The sequence below is a fragment of the Peptidiphaga sp. genome (assembly GCF_057238965.1).
In genome coordinates this window covers 1-15,575 of sequence record NZ_DBHHEV010000060.1, presented here as the reverse complement: position 1 = coordinate 15,575, position 15,575 = coordinate 1, and the positions used below count along the sequence as shown (strand labels likewise).

General features: G+C 65.1%; 16 protein-coding genes and 1 pseudogene. 11 read left to right on the top strand and 6 right to left on the bottom strand.

Going from position 1 to position 15,575, the window contains the following annotated elements:
* Positions 1-34: 34 nt before the first annotated feature.
* Positions 35-283, bottom strand: a complete 249-nt coding sequence (locus ACO48X_RS07915; RefSeq protein WP_277065363.1) for an LLM class flavin-dependent oxidoreductase — start codon at positions 281-283, stop codon at positions 35-37.
* 67 nt (positions 284-350) lie between these two features.
* Positions 351-713 (bottom strand): hypothetical protein, encoded by a 363-nt coding sequence (locus ACO48X_RS07910; protein WP_485001537.1) that lies wholly within the window; start codon positions 711-713, stop codon positions 351-353.
* 107 nt (positions 714-820) lie between these two features.
* On the opposite strand from ACO48X_RS07910, the gene ACO48X_RS07905 reads away from it, so the two are divergent.
* The 3 genes from ACO48X_RS07905 (at position 821) to ACO48X_RS07895 (ending at position 2,883) form a co-directional block, all read left to right on the top strand.
* A complete protein-coding gene (locus ACO48X_RS07905) occupies positions 821-1,255 on the top strand; it encodes a MarR family winged helix-turn-helix transcriptional regulator (protein ID WP_485001536.1) in 435 nt (144 codons plus the stop codon).
* 144 nt (positions 1,256-1,399) lie between these two features.
* The gene (locus ACO48X_RS07900) at positions 1,400-1,975 is read left to right on the top strand and encodes a TetR/AcrR family transcriptional regulator (protein ID WP_485001535.1); all 576 of its coding nucleotides are present in this window, start codon (positions 1,400-1,402) and stop codon (positions 1,973-1,975) included.
* 119 nt (positions 1,976-2,094) lie between these two features.
* Positions 2,095-2,883, top strand: coding sequence for an oxidoreductase (locus tag ACO48X_RS07895; protein ID WP_485001534.1), 789 nt, complete (start codon positions 2,095-2,097; stop codon positions 2,881-2,883).
* Between the two features lie 291 nt (positions 2,884-3,174).
* On the opposite strand, the gene ACO48X_RS07890 is transcribed toward ACO48X_RS07895, so the two are convergent.
* Positions 3,175-3,873: a YdcF family protein gene (locus ACO48X_RS07890; RefSeq protein WP_485001540.1), complete on the bottom strand. Its 699-nt coding sequence runs from the start codon at positions 3,871-3,873 to the stop codon at positions 3,175-3,177.
* Between ACO48X_RS07890 and ACO48X_RS07885 the strand changes: the two genes are divergently transcribed.
* The 3 genes from ACO48X_RS07885 to ACO48X_RS07875 all read left to right on the top strand — a co-directional run bounded on the left by ACO48X_RS07885 (position 3,832) and on the right by ACO48X_RS07875 (position 6,776).
* The gene (locus tag ACO48X_RS07885; RefSeq protein WP_485001541.1) at positions 3,832-4,056 is read left to right on the top strand and encodes a hypothetical protein; all 225 of its coding nucleotides are present in this window, start codon (positions 3,832-3,834) and stop codon (positions 4,054-4,056) included. The two genes, ACO48X_RS07890 and ACO48X_RS07885, sit on opposite strands and share 42 nt — an antisense overlap.
* 626 nt (positions 4,057-4,682) lie before the next feature.
* Positions 4,683-5,372, top strand: coding sequence for an ABC transporter ATP-binding protein (locus ACO48X_RS07880; protein ID WP_485001533.1), 690 nt, complete (start codon positions 4,683-4,685; stop codon positions 5,370-5,372).
* 24 nt (positions 5,373-5,396) lie between these two features.
* A complete protein-coding gene (locus tag ACO48X_RS07875) occupies positions 5,397-6,776 on the top strand; it encodes an FtsX-like permease family protein (RefSeq protein WP_485001539.1) in 1,380 nt (459 codons plus the stop codon).
* A 437-nt stretch (positions 6,777-7,213) separates the two neighbouring features.
* Here the strand turns inward: ACO48X_RS07875 and ACO48X_RS07870 are convergent, their stop codons facing one another.
* Complete coding sequence (locus ACO48X_RS07870) at positions 7,214-8,032, bottom strand: MerR family transcriptional regulator (RefSeq protein WP_485001532.1); 819 nt, start codon at positions 8,030-8,032, stop codon at positions 7,214-7,216.
* Positions 8,033-8,283: 251 nt separating this feature from the next.
* Here ACO48X_RS07870 and ACO48X_RS07865 point away from each other — a divergent pair, with 251 nt between their 5' ends.
* Complete coding sequence (locus tag ACO48X_RS07865) at positions 8,284-9,231, top strand: hypothetical protein (protein ID WP_485001531.1); 948 nt, start codon at positions 8,284-8,286, stop codon at positions 9,229-9,231.
* Positions 9,232-9,301: 70 nt separating this feature from the next.
* Complete coding sequence (locus ACO48X_RS07860; RefSeq protein ID WP_485001530.1) at positions 9,302-9,940, top strand: MarR family winged helix-turn-helix transcriptional regulator; 639 nt, start codon at positions 9,302-9,304, stop codon at positions 9,938-9,940.
* A 69-nt stretch (positions 9,941-10,009) separates the two neighbouring features.
* Here the strand turns inward: ACO48X_RS07860 and ACO48X_RS07855 are convergent, their stop codons facing one another.
* Together ACO48X_RS07855 and ACO48X_RS07850 are read right to left on the bottom strand one after the other, a co-directional pair.
* On the bottom strand, positions 10,010-10,945 hold the full coding sequence (locus ACO48X_RS07855; RefSeq protein WP_485001529.1) for an Abi family protein: 936 nt from the start codon (positions 10,943-10,945) through the stop codon (positions 10,010-10,012).
* 264 nt (positions 10,946-11,209) lie between these two features.
* The gene (locus tag ACO48X_RS07850) at positions 11,210-12,229 is read right to left on the bottom strand and encodes an aldo/keto reductase (RefSeq protein ID WP_485001528.1); all 1,020 of its coding nucleotides are present in this window, start codon (positions 12,227-12,229) and stop codon (positions 11,210-11,212) included.
* Between the two features lie 564 nt (positions 12,230-12,793).
* On the opposite strand from ACO48X_RS07850, the gene ACO48X_RS07845 reads away from it, so the two are divergent.
* The 3 genes and pseudogenes from ACO48X_RS07845 to ACO48X_RS07835 all read left to right on the top strand — a co-directional run.
* The gene (locus ACO48X_RS07845; RefSeq protein WP_485001538.1) at positions 12,794-13,930 is read left to right on the top strand and encodes a quinone oxidoreductase family protein; all 1,137 of its coding nucleotides are present in this window, start codon (positions 12,794-12,796) and stop codon (positions 13,928-13,930) included.
* A gap of 264 nt (positions 13,931-14,194) precedes the next feature.
* Positions 14,195-15,166, top strand: a complete 972-nt coding sequence (locus ACO48X_RS07840) for a quinone oxidoreductase family protein (protein WP_485001527.1) — start codon at positions 14,195-14,197, stop codon at positions 15,164-15,166.
* Positions 15,167-15,367: 201 nt separating this feature from the next.
* Positions 15,368-15,575 (top strand): annotated as a pseudogene (locus tag ACO48X_RS07835) (peptide MFS transporter); the annotation flags it as partial.

Genomic DNA, 15,575 nt, shown 5'->3' with positions numbered 1-15,575 from the left:
GGTGTTCCGTCCAACGCCATAACTCAGACATGCGCTAGCGCAGGTCGATGACGCCCGTGCCCACTTCGATGTTTTTCGTCGACGCCGCAATCGCCGCGAGGATCGGCATGGGCGAGGATCCTTGGGGAGCGAAATGGTGGACGCGGAAGTATGCGCCGTTGACGCCGATCTCGTCCGCGGCCCGCGCGAGCTCAATCTGCTGGCGGAGCGCCTCTCCGGCGAGCGGCCCGTGTTTGCCGTCGAGCGAATGATGGCCAAAGCTGAGGAATCCGAATGACTTCATAGTTGAAGATTAAATCATCTGCGAGCCCATGTCGATATGAGGTGGCTCACGGCGCCCCGCCGGCGACTCACAGCACTGTCGCGAGCGCGGCCGCATGGACAAGGGCGGCGAAGGCGGCGCCGACGGCCATTCCTTTCAGGCGATTCGCGACGGCAGCCACGACGTCGGCGATTTGCGCGGCGACGGCGACGCCGAGAAGCAACGCCGTCGCCCGCTCGTCGGGGGCGGCCCACGCGACGGCAGACACGGCCAAACCGAGCGGGATGGCGCGTCCTGCGTACATGGCGGCATAGAGGCGCGCGCCTTCGACATCGGCGCGCACGTCCGAGCCGCCGCATTCCCCCAGGGCCTCGCCCTCACCACGAAGCCCGTTCAACGCCTCCGGTCGAATCAACGCGAGGACGCCGAATGCGGCCGACCCCAGCGCCATCAGCGAATTTGCGACATTTAGCCATAACGGCATAATCGCTCCTCCTTTCAGATCGTTCTGTTCTCAATCATTCATTTATGAATTAATCATAATGTTACCCTCTTGGCGTGGACGACGTCGACGGCATGACGATCCTCCAGGCGGCGTGCTTCCGTCTGGGCATGGCCGGATCCCAGATAACACAAGCCTTTTCCCAGCGCGTGGAGCGGCTGGGCCTGACCCACAAACAGGTTGGACTGCTCGCAGCCGTAGACGCGGGCCACGCCTCGTCCCAACGCGACATCGCGACTCGCCTCAATGTCGCCCCCAGCCTTGTCGTATCCCTCGTTGACCAGCTCGCGGACCTCGGCGCCGTCGGCCGCGAGCGAAGCGCCGCCGACAGGCGGGTGCAGGTCATCACCCTCACCCCGAAAGGGCGGGAGCTGTTGGCGGAAAGCGCCGCGGCGGCAGAGGAGCTCGACGCCGAATTGCGCGCCCGCCTCTCCCCCGCCGGCCGCAAAGCGCTCGCTACGGCACTCGAGGAGTTGGAGCTTTCCGACTGACGCCTCGACAGACGGCGACAACGGTTCGACGGCCGGCCGTGGCGCCCCCAACGGTCGACAGCGACAACGGCTCGACGGCCGACGTTTGCGCCTTGACGCACGCCTATTTTTGACTTACGAGTCAAAAATAAATAGCCTCGTCCCATGAGCAGACCTCGAAAGTTCGACGAGGACGACGTCGTCGAACGCGCGATGGAAGAGTTTTGGACGAACGGCTACGCCGCCACCTCGCCCGCGCGTTTGGCCGAGGCCACCGGCGTCGCCAAAGGGAGCCTGTACAACGCGTTTTCCAGCAAACGGGCGCTCTTTGAGCGATGTCTCGACAAGTACCAGCAGCAGATCGCGAAACTTGCGGAAGGCCTGATGGATCATCCCGGAAGCACCCGCGAGTGTCTGAGGGACGCCCTGCGGGCGGTTGTCGATTCGGATCAGGCTCAAGCCCGCCGCCGCGGATGCCTCATCGGCAACACCGCCGTCGAGCTAGCGGGCGATGACTCTGATTTGGCGCGAAAAATACGGAAGATGCAGGACGAATCGACCTCTTGGTTCGCCCGACGCGTCGAACGCGGCCAGCGCGAGGGCGACGTCCGCCCGGACCTCGACGCCGCGGCCTTTGCCGAGCACCTGGCGACGACGCTTGCCGGTCTTCGCGTCATGGCCGTCACGCACGAAGCCGAATCACTCTACGGAGTGATCGACATGGCCCTGGCGGCGCTTTAAACAAGTTGATCGCCACACACAAAGGGATCGCCCCCGCAGGGTTGATCGCCACACACAAAGGGATTGCCCCCACCGGGTTGATCACCACACACGTCAGTAGCTGAGAACAAAGGAGAAACATGAATCTCAACCTCGAAGGCAAAACCGCTCTCGTCTCGGGCGCCAGCCGCGGGATAGGCCTCGCCGTCGTCCGCAAACTCGCGGAAGAGGGAGCTCAAGTGGTTGGCGTGGCCCGCACGATCACCCCGGAGCTCGAAGATGCGAGCGCACTCGCCATTTCGGCCGATTTATCGACGCCGGGCGGCGCCGAAGCGGCGGTCAAAGCGGCGCTGGCAGAGCTCGGAGGAATCGACATCCTCGTCAACAACGTCGGCGCGGGCGACCCTGACGTCATGAAGCTCGGCGGCTTCCTCGACATCGACGACGCCCAGTGGCACGACCTATTCAATCTGAACTTCTTCAGCGCAGTGTGGATGAGCCGCGCAGCCCTTCCGAGCCTCCTCGAACGCCGCGGCGCAATCGTCAACACTGGATCCATCAACGCCCTCGTGCCCGCGCAAGGGCCGGTCGGCTACAGCGAGGCCAAGGCCGCGCTCGTGGCTTTCAGCAAGCGTTTGAGCGAAGAGTTCGGGCCGAAAGGGGTGCGCGTGAACGCCGTCTCTCCGGGCGGGGTCGGCACCGGACTGTGGCGCGACCCGGACGGTTTCGGTTCGCGTGTGGCAGCCTCGATGGGCATGTCCCACAGCGACCTTCTCTCGGCGATGCCCACCGCATTCGGCGTCACTTCTGGGCGAATCGCCGAGCCCGAGGAGATCGCCGCGCTCATCGTATTCGCAGCTTCGTCGGCCGCTGAGTACCTCGTGGGGGCGAACATCGTCATCGACGGCGGGACGGTCAAGACGGTCTGATTCGCCCAAATCACGGGGTTCGTAAGGCCCGGTCGACTCTGGCCAGTTCGCCCAGTTTCGGCGGGGTCGCGGGGGTTCGGAAGGATCGCCGAGGTCCGGAAGAATCGCCGGAGTTTGGAAAGATCGCCAGGGTTTGGAGAAATCGCCGGAGTTTGGAAAGATCGCGCGGTTTTGGCCCGCCGGGCCAAACCGCGCGCCCCGCAAACGCATGCGCCGCAACGCTCGCCATCTAGCACTCAACACGACCCAACGAGCGAATGTGCCCGGCATGTGCCACTGCGACGCCGCCGTTCAGGCCGCCGAGCTCGGTTTGGGCCTACGACGTCGCAACGCCCGCAGGTCGGCGAGCCCCGCCACGGCGGCTATCGGTTTGACGAGAATCTGCTCGCCGAAGCGGTAATCCGCCCCGCGCACGAGCCGGTCGGCGAGGTCCGGGCGCAGCTCACGCAGAAGTATTCTCCCTTTAAGGGCATGCAGCGAATTGGAGACGATTGCGATGGAATCGGCACCCTCGATCAGCGGGATCGCATTTTCGATGTTTTGGAGCGTCGATCGGCTCTCGCGGTCAAGGCGGATCGGCCCCGCATATCCACGGGCTCGCGCGTAGTTTTCCATGACGTCGGCCTCGGGGACGGGCCCCGACACCGCGCCGCCGCACAGCACAAGCACATCCGCAGCTGCGGAGGCATATGCGGTACCTGAGAGCGCGGAAGCAGACGCAATACCTGAAACTGCGGAGGAATGTGCAGTGCTCGAAACTGTGGAGGTATGCGCAAAGCCGGAAACCGAGGCATCAGCGAAGGCGCGCCCGCTCCCGGAAACAAGCGCTGCGCCAGAACTTTGCCGAACGGATCTACGGGGAACTGCCGATTCACATCGGGTTGCCGAACCGCGCTGAAAACCAATGCCCCGCAGCCCGTCAGACTCAAGCGAACGGAGTTTGGCACGTTGCCGCCCGGCAGCTTCAAGCGAGCGGAGCCCGGCGCGCACCCGATACCGGTTGACGAAGTTCGCGCGGGCGCCCCGGTTGGCGAAACCCAGCACGACGACGGCCTTGCCGACGCCCGCCTCGACGCCGGCCCCTTCGCCGACGCCGGCTTCACGCTTTCCGCCGGCCTCGCCGATGTCTCTCTGCCGCGCATCCGAAGCTCGTCCGCCCGCTTGCACATGTGATCGCCGACGAGCTTGCCGGAACGCTTGACCTTTGGCGGCCTCGCCCTGGCCCAAGCACCGCCGGCTCGCCCGCCAATGCACGAGTTCGCCCCACGCAAGCAGGGCGGAGGCGGCGATCAGGAAGCGGCGCAGCATGCTTTCACTTTAACCGCATGCTCTCACTTTAGCCGCATGCCTTCACTTTGGCTGTGCCGCACGGCCCGTGGCGCCCCGTCAGCCCCCTGCTTTCGTTCGCACCAGCCCCCTATTCGCACTCCTGCCACCCTTCCGCGATTCGGCCAGTTCGCGGGATATGAAACCGAAATCCCCGCTGAGAAGATTGAAGCATGAGATTCGAGAATCAAAATGAGCCGCACGGCGACGAACAGACAGGGCCCGACGTTTTCCGCCGCTCGCGAGGCGCAGGGGCCGAGATGCAAAATGGGGCAACCAGACGCTGGGGGCGAAACGCGGGGCAACCCGAGGTCGGCCGGCAAGGCTCTCGGGTCGGCGGACCCGGCGGCGTCCCACAGGGTTTTTCCCAACCGAACCAACCAAGAACCGGACAGCGAGACCCTTCTCGGGCCGGTCGGCCAGGCCCCGTCAACGCCTCCATTTCCGTCCGTCAACTCACGCGCGTATACGAGGTGCCTGGCCGAAAGGACGCCAGGGTTCTCGCCCTCGACGGCGTCGACGCCGATTTTCCAGAAGGCAGCTTCACCGCGATTGTAGGAGCCTCGGGTTCGGGTAAATCGACCCTTCTGCACTGCATGGCGGGACTCGACGAGCCCACGGGCGGGCGCGTGACGATGCTGGGGAGCGCAACCTCCGAGATGAAGCCGGCCAAGCGCGCGACGTTCCGGGCGCAGCACGTTGGATTCGTGTTCCAGGAGTACAACCTCATCGCCTCCTTGACGGCCGCGGAGAACGTGTCGATGCCTTCGCGGCTTGCCGGGCGGACGCTTTCCAAAGGCCAGATCGAGGCGGCGCTCGATGCGGTGGGCTTGCGACATCGCGCGAATTTGAAGCCCCATCAGCTTTCCGGCGGCGAACGCCAGCGTGTGGCCATCGCCCGCGTGATGGCCAGCGAGCCGCGCATCGTCTTCGCGGACGAGCCCACCGGCGCATTGGACCTCGACTCCAGCGGCGTCGTCCTGGATTGGCTTCGTCAGCTCGCCTCGCGGGGAACCACCGTGGTCATGGTCACGCACGACGTCGAAGCCGCAGCCCTGGCTGACTCCGTCGCGGTCATGAGCGGCGGCCACCTCGCGACGTGGTCGAACTGCCGCGACGCCGAGCGAATCGCCGGCCTGGTCCACGCCGCCCGTGCGCGCTGAAGGGAGGGGAAAATGTCGACCTTGATGTGGAAAGACCTGCGTCACCACGCCCGTCAATGGCTGTGGTCGCTGCTGGTGGCCACGGCGGGCGCCGCCGTCGTGGGGATAATCGTCATCGCGTGGTGGAGCGCCACCCAGTGGTCCCTGGATCACGGCAATGGAGAGCATTTGCGCGCTAGCAGCCTGATCGGCAGCAACCTGGTGGGATACGCGGGCTTGGCGACGGCGATCGTCATATCGACCACGCTGAGCCTGACGGTCACGGCCCAGCAGCGCTCGCACGCCCTGTGGAAGGTGCTTGGAATTCCCGGCAGCCGCATCCGCGCGATCATCCTGTGGCAGGTTGGCGCCGTCGGAGTGATCGGGGGCCTGTTGGGCGGGCTGCTCGCCCTGCCGCTGGCGCGAATCTATCTGCTCACGTGGCGGGAATTCGATCTGTTTCCCCGGAACATTCCTCTGACGATGCCCGTTTTCTCCGTACCCGCGGCAGTGCTCGTGACGGCTCTGTTCAGCGTGCTCGGAGGTCTGGGCGCCGCACGGCGGGCAGCCAATGTGCCTGAGATGCAGGCTTTGCGAGAGGCGGCCGCCCCAACCACGCGCACGCGGGTGTGGCAGTGGATCGCTGCCGGAGTATTGGTGATCGGCGCGGCGTCGCTGCCAATTTTCATCAACCTGCCCGCCGACGTTTTAGAAGAGGGTGCCGCGGGCAAAGCGGAAATCGCTCAGCTTCAATCCCCGGGCGGCCGAGCGCTCATGGGCGGAGCAGTGGGGTTCATCGCCGCCTTGGCGGCATTGTTCGTTCCGAATTGGACGCTCCGCCCCCTGTTGGTTTTCTGGACGAGGCTGATTCCAAGCCGCAGCCCGGCCTGGTTCTCGGCACGCAAGAATGCGCGCCACCGCTCGGCCCTCAGCATGACCACGATCGTGCCCTTCGCCATCGCCGTTTCCATGACGGGCACCATCCACGCCATAGGCGGCGCGGCGCGCTCGGGCGGAATGAGCAACGGGGTCAACGGTTTTCTCACGATCATGGTCCCGATTTTCTTCATAGCCGGGATCGGGGGCGTGGCGAACATCGCTATGGTCGGGCGAACGCGCCGCCAAGAGGGGGCGTTGCTCGGAGTGATTGGAGCGCGGCCGGGCGCCGTTCTGCGGTCCACCGCCCTCGAGGGGGCGATATACGCCGGAACCGGGATCCTTTTCGGATTGGCGACGACTTTGCTCAGCGCGGTCTGCGCTACGGCGATGTCGGGAGGCGGAGCAGAGATGTTCGCCTCCGCCATTCCCGTGAAGTTCTTGTTGGCGGCCATGGGAGCGTCGCTGGTTTTGGCTGTCGCCACCACGTGGCTGCCCGCGCGGCTCGATCGCCGCGCCCTGATGGACAATCTGCGCCAGCCGGTGTGACGGACGATCGGCCGACCGGCACAAGAACGGGCTGTCCGAGCCGGTCGGCGCGGCCGCGGAGGGACTGAGCGGACCAGAACAACGGCCCGTCCGCATCGGCCAGAACAATGGACCGTCCGCATCGGCCAGAACAACGGACGGCCCGTGCCGGCCAACACGACGGTTCCTTTGCAGCGGCAGGCATAACGGTGCGTCTCGCTGACCGAGGTCGGCGCCTGCGACGTCGGCCCCGGAGGCCAGCCCAGGCAGAGCCGGGCCAGCCTCCGTTCGCCGGCGGGGTCCGTCAAGCCGAAGGCCTGCTGCGGCAACCGCAAGTCAGCGGACTCAGGCAACGGGCCGCACAATCTCCAACGGATACGCGCTCGATCCGCGGGCGCTCAGACTCTGACAGACGCGCGCTCAATCCGCGGGCATTCAACTCCCGCCGGCGCTCACGCTCAGGCCACGGGCACGCACACTTCGGTCACGTACTCGTCCGTGTTCCGGGTGTCGGCGGGGCCCACGAGGTAGCGGTTGTACATCGGCCCGGCGAACTCGAGCCCGGAAGCGGCGATGTACTCGGCCAGCTCCTCGTTGACGGGCCCGAACTGGTCGTAGCCACCGCGGAACGTCGCCACGGCGACCTTCTGCTCTGGGATCTCGCGGATTGTGAGCGGGTCGGCCGCGACGGCGTCGGGCCCCGCGGGTTCCCACACCTCGATGTCGACGTCGGCCTCGCGGTACTCGAGGTCGTGGAAGGTGGCGCCGCACAGCCCGCCGGCAAGCGGGATTCCCTGGGCCCTGATCGCTTCCATGGCTGCGATCCACGCCTTGTGCTCGTCGGCGTAGGTGTCGATCGTCGTGCGCAATGCGACCACTCGCTGCGCCGGATGGGTGGTGACGGTGATTTCGGCCATGATGGCCCTCCTGTTCGTTTGTGAGATGAGTCGGTCAATCTCGGCGATGCGGCGGCGGGCGGCCTCGGCGTCGGCGATGAGCTGATCGCGCTGAACGGCTAGCGCGCGGCCCAGAGCCTCTGGGTTCTCGCGTAGCGGAAGCAGGGCGGCTATGGCGGAGGCGGAGAAGCCGACGTCGCGAAGCTGGCGAATCAGCGTCGCTTCGCGCACCTGCGAGGCGACGTAGAACCTGTGGCCGGTCACGTCATCCGTGGCGGACGGGGTCAGAACGCCGTTGGCGTCGTAGTAGCGCAGCATCCGCGCAGACAATCGTGTGAGCGTTGAAAACTCACCGATGCGAAGCAGTCTCGTCTCGGTCATGGCTCCATCTTCCGGCTTGACACCGTGTCAAAGGCAAACCGCGCTTTTGATCAGATGATGACGCGACAATCTAGACACGTATTCTAGAAATACAATGAAGTAAATTACCGTTACGACGTCACTAGACTTCCAACGAACATTCTTAAAGTAAACTGCGGGATACGATGATCGCAACATTTACACACGCTTTCGCCACATGGATCGGTGAGTGCTGGCATCGGGGCCTGTCGCTGTTCTCCGAAGCTGGCCCTGTGGGTGACTTGGAAGAGACAATTGCTCAGGGATATCGCGACGATTCCCCCGCATTCGAGCGGTTTCTGCCCGAGTTGTTCGAGCGCCTCGGCATCGACGAACATCGCGAGCGCGGCCAACTCCGCCAGCGCGGCGAACACCGCAGCAGGCTGCCAAATCTGTTTCGCCTGCTTATTCTGGCCGAACAGGTCGGGTCTGCCTTCGGATTCAGCACGCAAAACCCATTTCGGATTCCACAAGAATATGAAGAGGCCGCTCGCATCCTGCTGCGGGGCTGCTGCGACTGGCTCCGCAGTTGCCTCGGCGAAGAACGGTATGCGACACGGCTGACCGGCGTTCCGATTGAAGCTTACAAGAATGCCGTCTTTTCGCCGCTGGGAACCGATGTGTGGTGGACGGCCCCGCTCAAACAGAACCCCGGCGTCTTGTGGAACGCGCAGATCGTGGCCGGAGCTCCGTTCGTTCCGGCCAGATGCGGAATTCCGGCGTCGGTGCTGGCGCACGACCTTCTGAGCGAGGACTCGAACAAAGAAGTCCACGAAGCGATCGGACAGGCGATCGAACAGACAAACGGTTGCCGGCTGTCCGTCAAAGAGAAATCCGCGGCACGCTTGCCTGCAAGACTGTATCGGATCGAGACCATCGAAGATTATGCCAAGCTCGTCGAACGCCATCCCCTCCTCGTTCCGGCAAAGGCGCAGCGGGAAAGAGGAGGGCACACTCCTTACCACCTCAGGTCGCCGATCTTTGCGGTTCCCAACGACGTGCTCGTCGATTGGCGGGCGGCCTCAGCCGAATATGACGCGGTGTACATCAATGCAGAAACCTATTTCACAGGGGCCTGGCTGCCGATCGAGACCGAGCTGGGTTTCACGACGCTCTCGGGCTGGTCGCCCGAATGCGTCTACTTCCTTAACCTGGACGACGTCGAACTGGTGCGGGCCTGACGGCCTGTCGCAACCGCTGCGCGTAGCAGTCTCTCCCCGAGCCGTTGACGCCGTGCCCTATTCTGGTGGGGTGACCGATGCTTCTTCTCTTGGGACGGCTGACGCCTCGTCGCCCGACGGCGCTTTGCCTTCCGCCGACGGCGCTCGCTACGACGTCGAATCCGCACGCGTCCCGAGCCTTCCTTGCGATCCGGCTTTCAGGCTTCCGGCTCCCCGACGCGGCGAGGGAGAGCTCGCAGCCAACGCCGAGCTCCGCATCGGCCTGCACGTCAAGCTTGCCGAGCAGGCGATGATGTCCGCGAAGGCCGAGGCGCTGCGCCCATTCGACCTGACGGTGGCTCAGTACGGCGCGATGCTCTCGCTCTACTACGTTCCAGGGCAATCGCCCTCGCAGCTCGCACGGGCCGTGGCGGTCACCCCGCAGACGATGGGCGCCACGCTCGACAAGCTCGCCTCCAAGAGCCTGGTGACGCGCGAGCCCTCGAAGCTCCACCGAAAAGTGCTGGTCGTGACGCTCACACCCAAGGGCGAGAAGCTGCTCGTCAAGGCCGACGCCGCCGCGCGCGCCGTCGAAGAGCGCATCGGCCAGGCGTTCAGCGCAGACGAGCGCGCACAGCTGCGCGAGCTGCTCAAGCGCGTAAGTGCGGCTCTTGAAGAGTCGGATCCTCCGGTGAGCGCTGCTAACACTGAGTCTGATCCCGACGACTGATCTTTCTTGAAGATCCGACACATTGCAGCTCGAAACCGAAGGCTGTAAGTGCGGATACTGTCACAGGGTTCAACTTTGCCAGAGAGGCAGCGTTTGCCAATCTTTGGGTGTTCCCATGTGGCTGATGGGGAGCGCAGGTATATCCGGATAGGTTGACAGAGTGCGCGGAAGCAATGTTCGATCCCCGATGCCAAGAACAGTGAGCAAGTACTGAATGAGAGTGAGCTGACCGAAGCATCGGTTTAGGGCCTTTTTTGCCGCAGCCAACTCGGGATGCGTTTCTACTTTGGGCAAGCGCGGTTTAAGTGTGTAGACCCGATTAAACATGCGGGCATGATGAGCCGAGTAGTTGCGAACGATGTTAAGTGCCCTAATCCATGACCCAAGTTGCGCCGCGGTCAGTTTCATGCGAGCGGCGATGACGTCACAGACAGCAATTGGTGACAACCGGTACAAATAAGCCAGCGAACCCCAGCCCATAACTTCCACGGCTGCCCAGATTGGGAGCTGCCCTCCATACTTCCGCTGGTGGTGCTTGACGAAGTCTTCACGAGAAAGGGACAGCTCTTTATTATATCGGTCTAACCACATCTGATACTGCTGCGACGGTTTTGCGGCCGAACGCTTCTGACGGGCTCCTGGCCCTAACAACGCTGGGCGCAGGTGGACGAGCGGGTCAAGACGCCCAAGCTCGTGTCCGAGCATTGCCTTTAAAGCCAATTCCACTGGAGTCAAGCAGTCGAACACGGCCGAGCGAAGACGTTCGTCGAAATCGTACAACGCGGCGACATCGGTGAAGTTGGTGCCGTCGACGAAGACATCAAGCCGGTGGCGGCCATCAGAATTTAGTCGCCGGAAGGGATACCAGTAGCCAGAGAACCTGTAGTAGTTAACGCGTTCCAAGACTCGCCGAGCGTAGGCAACGTCATTAATCTGCATGTCGCGACAGCGCAGCAGTGCGATTCGTTCGCCATGCGTCTTGAACGTCTTAGATGGCTGCGGCACGCTCCACCTCTTAACACAGATCGCAAAAAGAGGACCGGCCCTGGACTGCTCCGAGAAGCAGCGGAACCGGTCGTGATGTTTTTAGTATATCCGAACTAGTCAAGGTCAACAACGTGCCAAGGCAGGCCTGCCTTGGCACTGGAGCAAGGAATTCTCCACTACGCCTAGCAGACAGAAGACCTTGCCTGTAGGCACCGCCTCGGAGCGGATGTAGACATTCGAAGAGCACTCGAAGAACGCTCCCAATGTCACGTCCCACGTGGGTCAGTAGCGTGAGCCGTAGGCCTGAGGAAGCCTGTCCAGGCGCTCGCGTTCGGCGTCGGACATCCGCAGGCTGGCGGCTTCCAGATTCTCGGCCAGGTGTTTGCCGCTGCGGGTCCCGGGAATCGGGATGACGTTGTCGGCCAGGCCGAGCAGCCACGCGAGGGAGACTTGGGCCGACGTCGCCCCGTGCGCCTCGGCGATGCGGGCGATCTCCTCGCCGATCGCGCGGTTGCGTTCGAATGCCTCGGCCGTGAACCGCGGATTGACGGAACGAATGTCGCCGCTTTCGAACGTGCCCGGGGCGAGCGTTCCGGTCAGGTAGCCGCGCCCGAGCGGCGCAAACGGCACGAAGGCGACGCCGTTGGCCAGGGTCCACGCGAGGAGGCTGCCGCCGGCCTCGGCGCCGGCTCCCGCATCACCGGGCGCCTCCCCGCCGAGCGGGTCGCGCGTCCACACCGACAGCTCGGACTGGATCGCCGCCACCGGATGGACGGCATGGGCTGCGGCCGCTTGGGCCACCGTCACTTCGGAAAGCCCGATTCGGGCCAGTTTCCCTTCGGCGACGAGCTCCGCGAGCGCGCCCCAGCTTTCCTCAAGCGGCACGTCCGGGTCGACGCGGTGCAGATAGTACAGGTCGATCCGTTCGACGCCGAGCCGCTCGAGGCTGCCCTCGACATGCCGCCGCAACGCCTCGGGCCGGCCGTCGCGGTGGATGCTTTTGGTCGCCAGATCGTCGACGACCAGCCCGCCTTTCGTCGCCACGACGACGCCGTCCCGCCTGCCCGCGACGGCCCTGCCGACGAGCCGTTCGTTGTGCCCGTCGCCGTAGAGGGCGGCGGTGTCGAGCAGGCCGACGCCGGAGTCGAGCGCCTCGCGGATGACCCTGACTGACTCGGCGTCGTCGCGGCCGCTTTCCGCGTAAATCCAGCTCATGCCCATGCACCCGAGGCCGATGGGCGCTACGCGCGGGCCTGCAGCCCCCAGTTCTCGGGAGTTGTCTGATTTCCCTGTGTTTTCCATTGAATCCATTTTCTGTCCTTTCTGCCCTTTCCGCGATGCGGGTGGGCAATGGGATGCGCCTGGGCGATGGGATGCGCATCGGCAACGCTCGGGCGAGCGGATATCCAGCGATGCCGCTGCACAAAGCCTCCGCGCCCGCGGAGCCAAGTACCGCTCCGACCGCACCGACCGGCGTGTATGGACAAAGCCTCCGCGCCCGCGGGGCCAAGACCCGTCGTCGAAGAGGTCTCCGACGCCACATGCGCGGCCTCCGCGCTTGCGGGGACGAGCCGTCGCATCTCTCAGCACAGCGGCAGGCCGCATACGATTGGCGCCGTCGCGCCCGCCCGATGATTCGAAAGCCGCTCACCAGGCTTGCGCATCCAGCCACCCACTGTTTAAGGTTACTTACATTGTACAGCTAACTGAAACTAACGTCGAAAGGGCGCCATGAATCAGAACACGAGCCACACGCCGCTCCAAGGAGCCGCGACGCAGAACGCCGCGACGGCCGCGCACAAAGAGGACCCCCGGGAGGCCGCACGCCATAAGGAAGCGCCGGAGGCCGCGCCCCAGAAGGCCACGATGAAGGCCATGCAGATCACCAGTTTTGACGGCCCCGCCGGCCTGAAGTACGGCGAGGCGCCGGCGCCTGAGCCCGGGCCGGAGGACGTCGCGCTCGACGTCGAATATGCCGGCGTCGGGTACATCGAGGCGCTGCTCGCGGGCGGTCTGATCGACCTGCCGCTCCCCTACGTTCCCGGGTTGGAGGCTGTCGGCCGGGTCCGTTCGCTCGTCTCGCGGGCAGCAGACGCAAGATCACAGACGGACGTGCGGGCAAATGCGGGCGTCGAGGCCGCGGCAGACGCGGACGCGGACGGCCACGCAGGCGCAGACGGCGAGGCAGGCACAGACGCGGACGTCGAGGCAGACGCGGACGTCGAGGCCGGCCTCTCCTCCCCGGGCCCCCACTCGACCCTTAAGCCGGGCCACCCCGTCGTCGCGCTGACGATCAATCGCGGCGGCGCTTACGGCCAAGTCGCGGTCACGAACGCCAATCTGGTCGCGCCCCTGCCGCCTGGCATGGATCCGGCGCTGGCCGCGGCGGTCCCCGCGAATACGACGACGGCGCTCGTCGCGCTCGAGCGCGTCGCCCATTTGAAGCCCGGCGAGCACGTGCTGGTGCACGCTGCAGCGGGCGGGCTGGGCTCGCAATTCGGCCAGATCGCGCGGTTGCTTGGCGCGGCCCGGACCGTCGGCGTCGTCGGGAGCGAGGCCAAGCGGAGGGCCGCGCTCGACCTCGGCTACGACGAGGTCTGGCTGCGCAGCGAGTTGGGCGATGCGGCCGGCGGGCAGTTCGACGTCGTCGTGGACCCCGTCGCCGGGCCGGCGCGGCAAACGAGCCTCGACCTGCTCAGGCTCGGCGGGCGGCTTTTGGCGGTCGGCGACGCCGCCCAGGCCGGCGATCCGATGGTTTCGAGCAATTCACTGTGGCTCCGAGGCGTCGGCGTGCTCGGTTTCAATCTGGGGGCGTTCACGGCGGCGAATCCGCGGACGACGGGGGTCTACTTGAGGCGGGCGCTCAACCTCGCAGCCTCGGGCGAGGTGACGGTGCACATAGCCGAGCGCGCCCCAATCCGCGAGGCGCCGAGGGTCCTGGCCGATATGGCCGCGGGCGCAACCGTCGGCAAGGCGGTGCTGGTGCACGAGAGAGAGCGATGACGCTGCCGGACCGACTTTGCGGTCGCTCCCGGCCACGCCGCCAGCTCTTCTCACGCCCAAACCGTCAGCTCTTCTCGGGTCTAAACGGCCAGCTCGTCTCGCAAACAACAGGACTCTCCCACCGTCAAATCGTCGCCTTCCCTCGCAACGGCGGAGTCCAGCATTCAAAAATCAAAAGCATCCACCCCAAAAACAAAAGCATCCGCCCAAAAAACACGAGTCGGCCCTAAAACAACTACAGGTCAGCCTACGAAAGGAAAATTCATGAAGGCTCTTCAGATCACGAGCTACACAGGCCCCGAGGGCCTTGTGTATCAGGAGGCGCCGGTCCCCAGGCCGGCCCGGGGTCAGGTCACGATCGACGTCGAATATGCGGGGGCGAACTATGTCGAGGCGCTGTTCACGGAGGGCCTGGCCTCTCGGCCGCTGCCTTGGACTCCGGGGATCGAAGCGGCGGGCCGCGTCCGCGAGCTTGGCGAAGGCGTGGAAGGATTGACGGTCGGCGAACCGGTGGCCGCGCCGATCACGATTTTGGGCGCGGGCGGCTACGGGCAGGTGGCTTTGGCGAAGGCTCCGCTCACCGTCCCTTTGCCTCCCGGGATGGATCCCGCGCTGGCGTCGGTCGTCCCCTCGAACACCACGACCGCCCTGGCCGCCTTGGAGCGGACCTTGCGCATTCAGCCGGGCGAGCATGTGCTGGTGCAGGCCGCGGCGGGAGGGCTCGGCACCCAGTTCGGCCAGATCGCGCGGTTGCTTGGCGCGGGCAGGATCGTGGGGGTGGTCGGCTCAGAGCAAAAACGCCAGGTTGCCCTTGATCTCGGGTATGACGAGGTGTGGCTCCGCGACACGCTTCCCAGCAGGGATTCCGGCCAGTTCGACGTGATCGTCGATCCCGTCTCCGGCCCCGCGCGGCCGGAGAGCCTGAGGCTGTTGCGCTTCGAGGGCCGGCTTCTTGCGCTCGGCGACGCCGCGCAGGCCGGCGATCAGCGAATCAGCACCAACACGCTCTGGTCGAAGGGCGTCAGCGTTCTCGGCTTCAACATCGGCGGCTTGGGGGACGCCCACCCCGATGTCGTCGGTTCCTATCTCCGTCGCGCCCTCATGCTAGTGGCAACGGGTCAGGTCACCGTCCCGGTCCAGGAAAGGCTTCCAATCGCCGATGCCGCGCGGGCCTTGACGGCGCTGCGTTCGGGAGGAACCATCGGGAAGTTCATCCTGGTGCACGAGCGCGACTGACACGGCGGAAAGGGCTGTCGCCGCCGTCGCCCGCCGCCGTCGAAAACTCCCTTTTCGCGGCTTTGCCCGCCCGATTGCCTCGGCATCGCCGAGCGGCCGACCGCGCGAACGGTGTAGGGTACACCAATAGCGCCTGTTCACGTATCAGGCGCCAACGGTTCGGTTGCTTGCCGTACCCGCCCATAGAAAGGGAGAGCTATTATGCCAAATTCCCCGACTAACGTCGAGGACGACGTCGTCGGTGCCGGACGCATGATCACCAGCCGGTGGCGCCCCAGCACCCTGCGAACAACCCCGTCGCGCGAGGACCGCGGGCTGTTCGGCCACCCCCGGGGCCTGCCCTGGATGCTCAACGTGGAGATGTGGGAGCGCTTCTCCTACTACGGGATGCGCGCCATCCTGCTGTACT

What these genes read in the sequence shown, in the direction of transcription:
- ACO48X_RS07915 (WP_277065363.1), bottom strand. Translation starts at nt 283, where the DNA reads ATGAAGTCATTCGGATTCCTCAGCTTTGGCCATCATTCGCTCGACGGC.
- ACO48X_RS07910 (WP_485001537.1), bottom strand. Translation starts at nt 713, where the DNA reads ATGGCGCTGGGGTCGGCCGCATTCGGCGTCCTCGCGTTGATTCGACCG.
- ACO48X_RS07900 (WP_485001535.1), top strand. Translation starts at nt 1,400, where the DNA reads ATGAGCAGACCTCGAAAGTTCGACGAGGACGACGTCGTCGAACGCGCG.
- ACO48X_RS07895 (WP_485001534.1), top strand. Translation starts at nt 2,095, where the DNA reads ATGAATCTCAACCTCGAAGGCAAAACCGCTCTCGTCTCGGGCGCCAGC.
- ACO48X_RS07875 (WP_485001539.1), top strand. Translation starts at nt 5,397, where the DNA reads ATGTGGAAAGACCTGCGTCACCACGCCCGTCAATGGCTGTGGTCGCTG.
- ACO48X_RS07870 (WP_485001532.1), bottom strand. Translation starts at nt 8,032, where the DNA reads ATGACCGAGACGAGACTGCTTCGCATCGGTGAGTTTTCAACGCTCACA.
- ACO48X_RS07850 (WP_485001528.1), bottom strand. Translation starts at nt 12,229, where the DNA reads ATGGAAAACACAGGGAAATCAGACAACTCCCGAGAACTGGGGGCTGCA.
- ACO48X_RS07845 (WP_485001538.1), top strand. Translation starts at nt 12,794, where the DNA reads ATGAAGGCCATGCAGATCACCAGTTTTGACGGCCCCGCCGGCCTGAAG.
- ACO48X_RS07840 (WP_485001527.1), top strand. Translation starts at nt 14,195, where the DNA reads ATGAAGGCTCTTCAGATCACGAGCTACACAGGCCCCGAGGGCCTTGTG.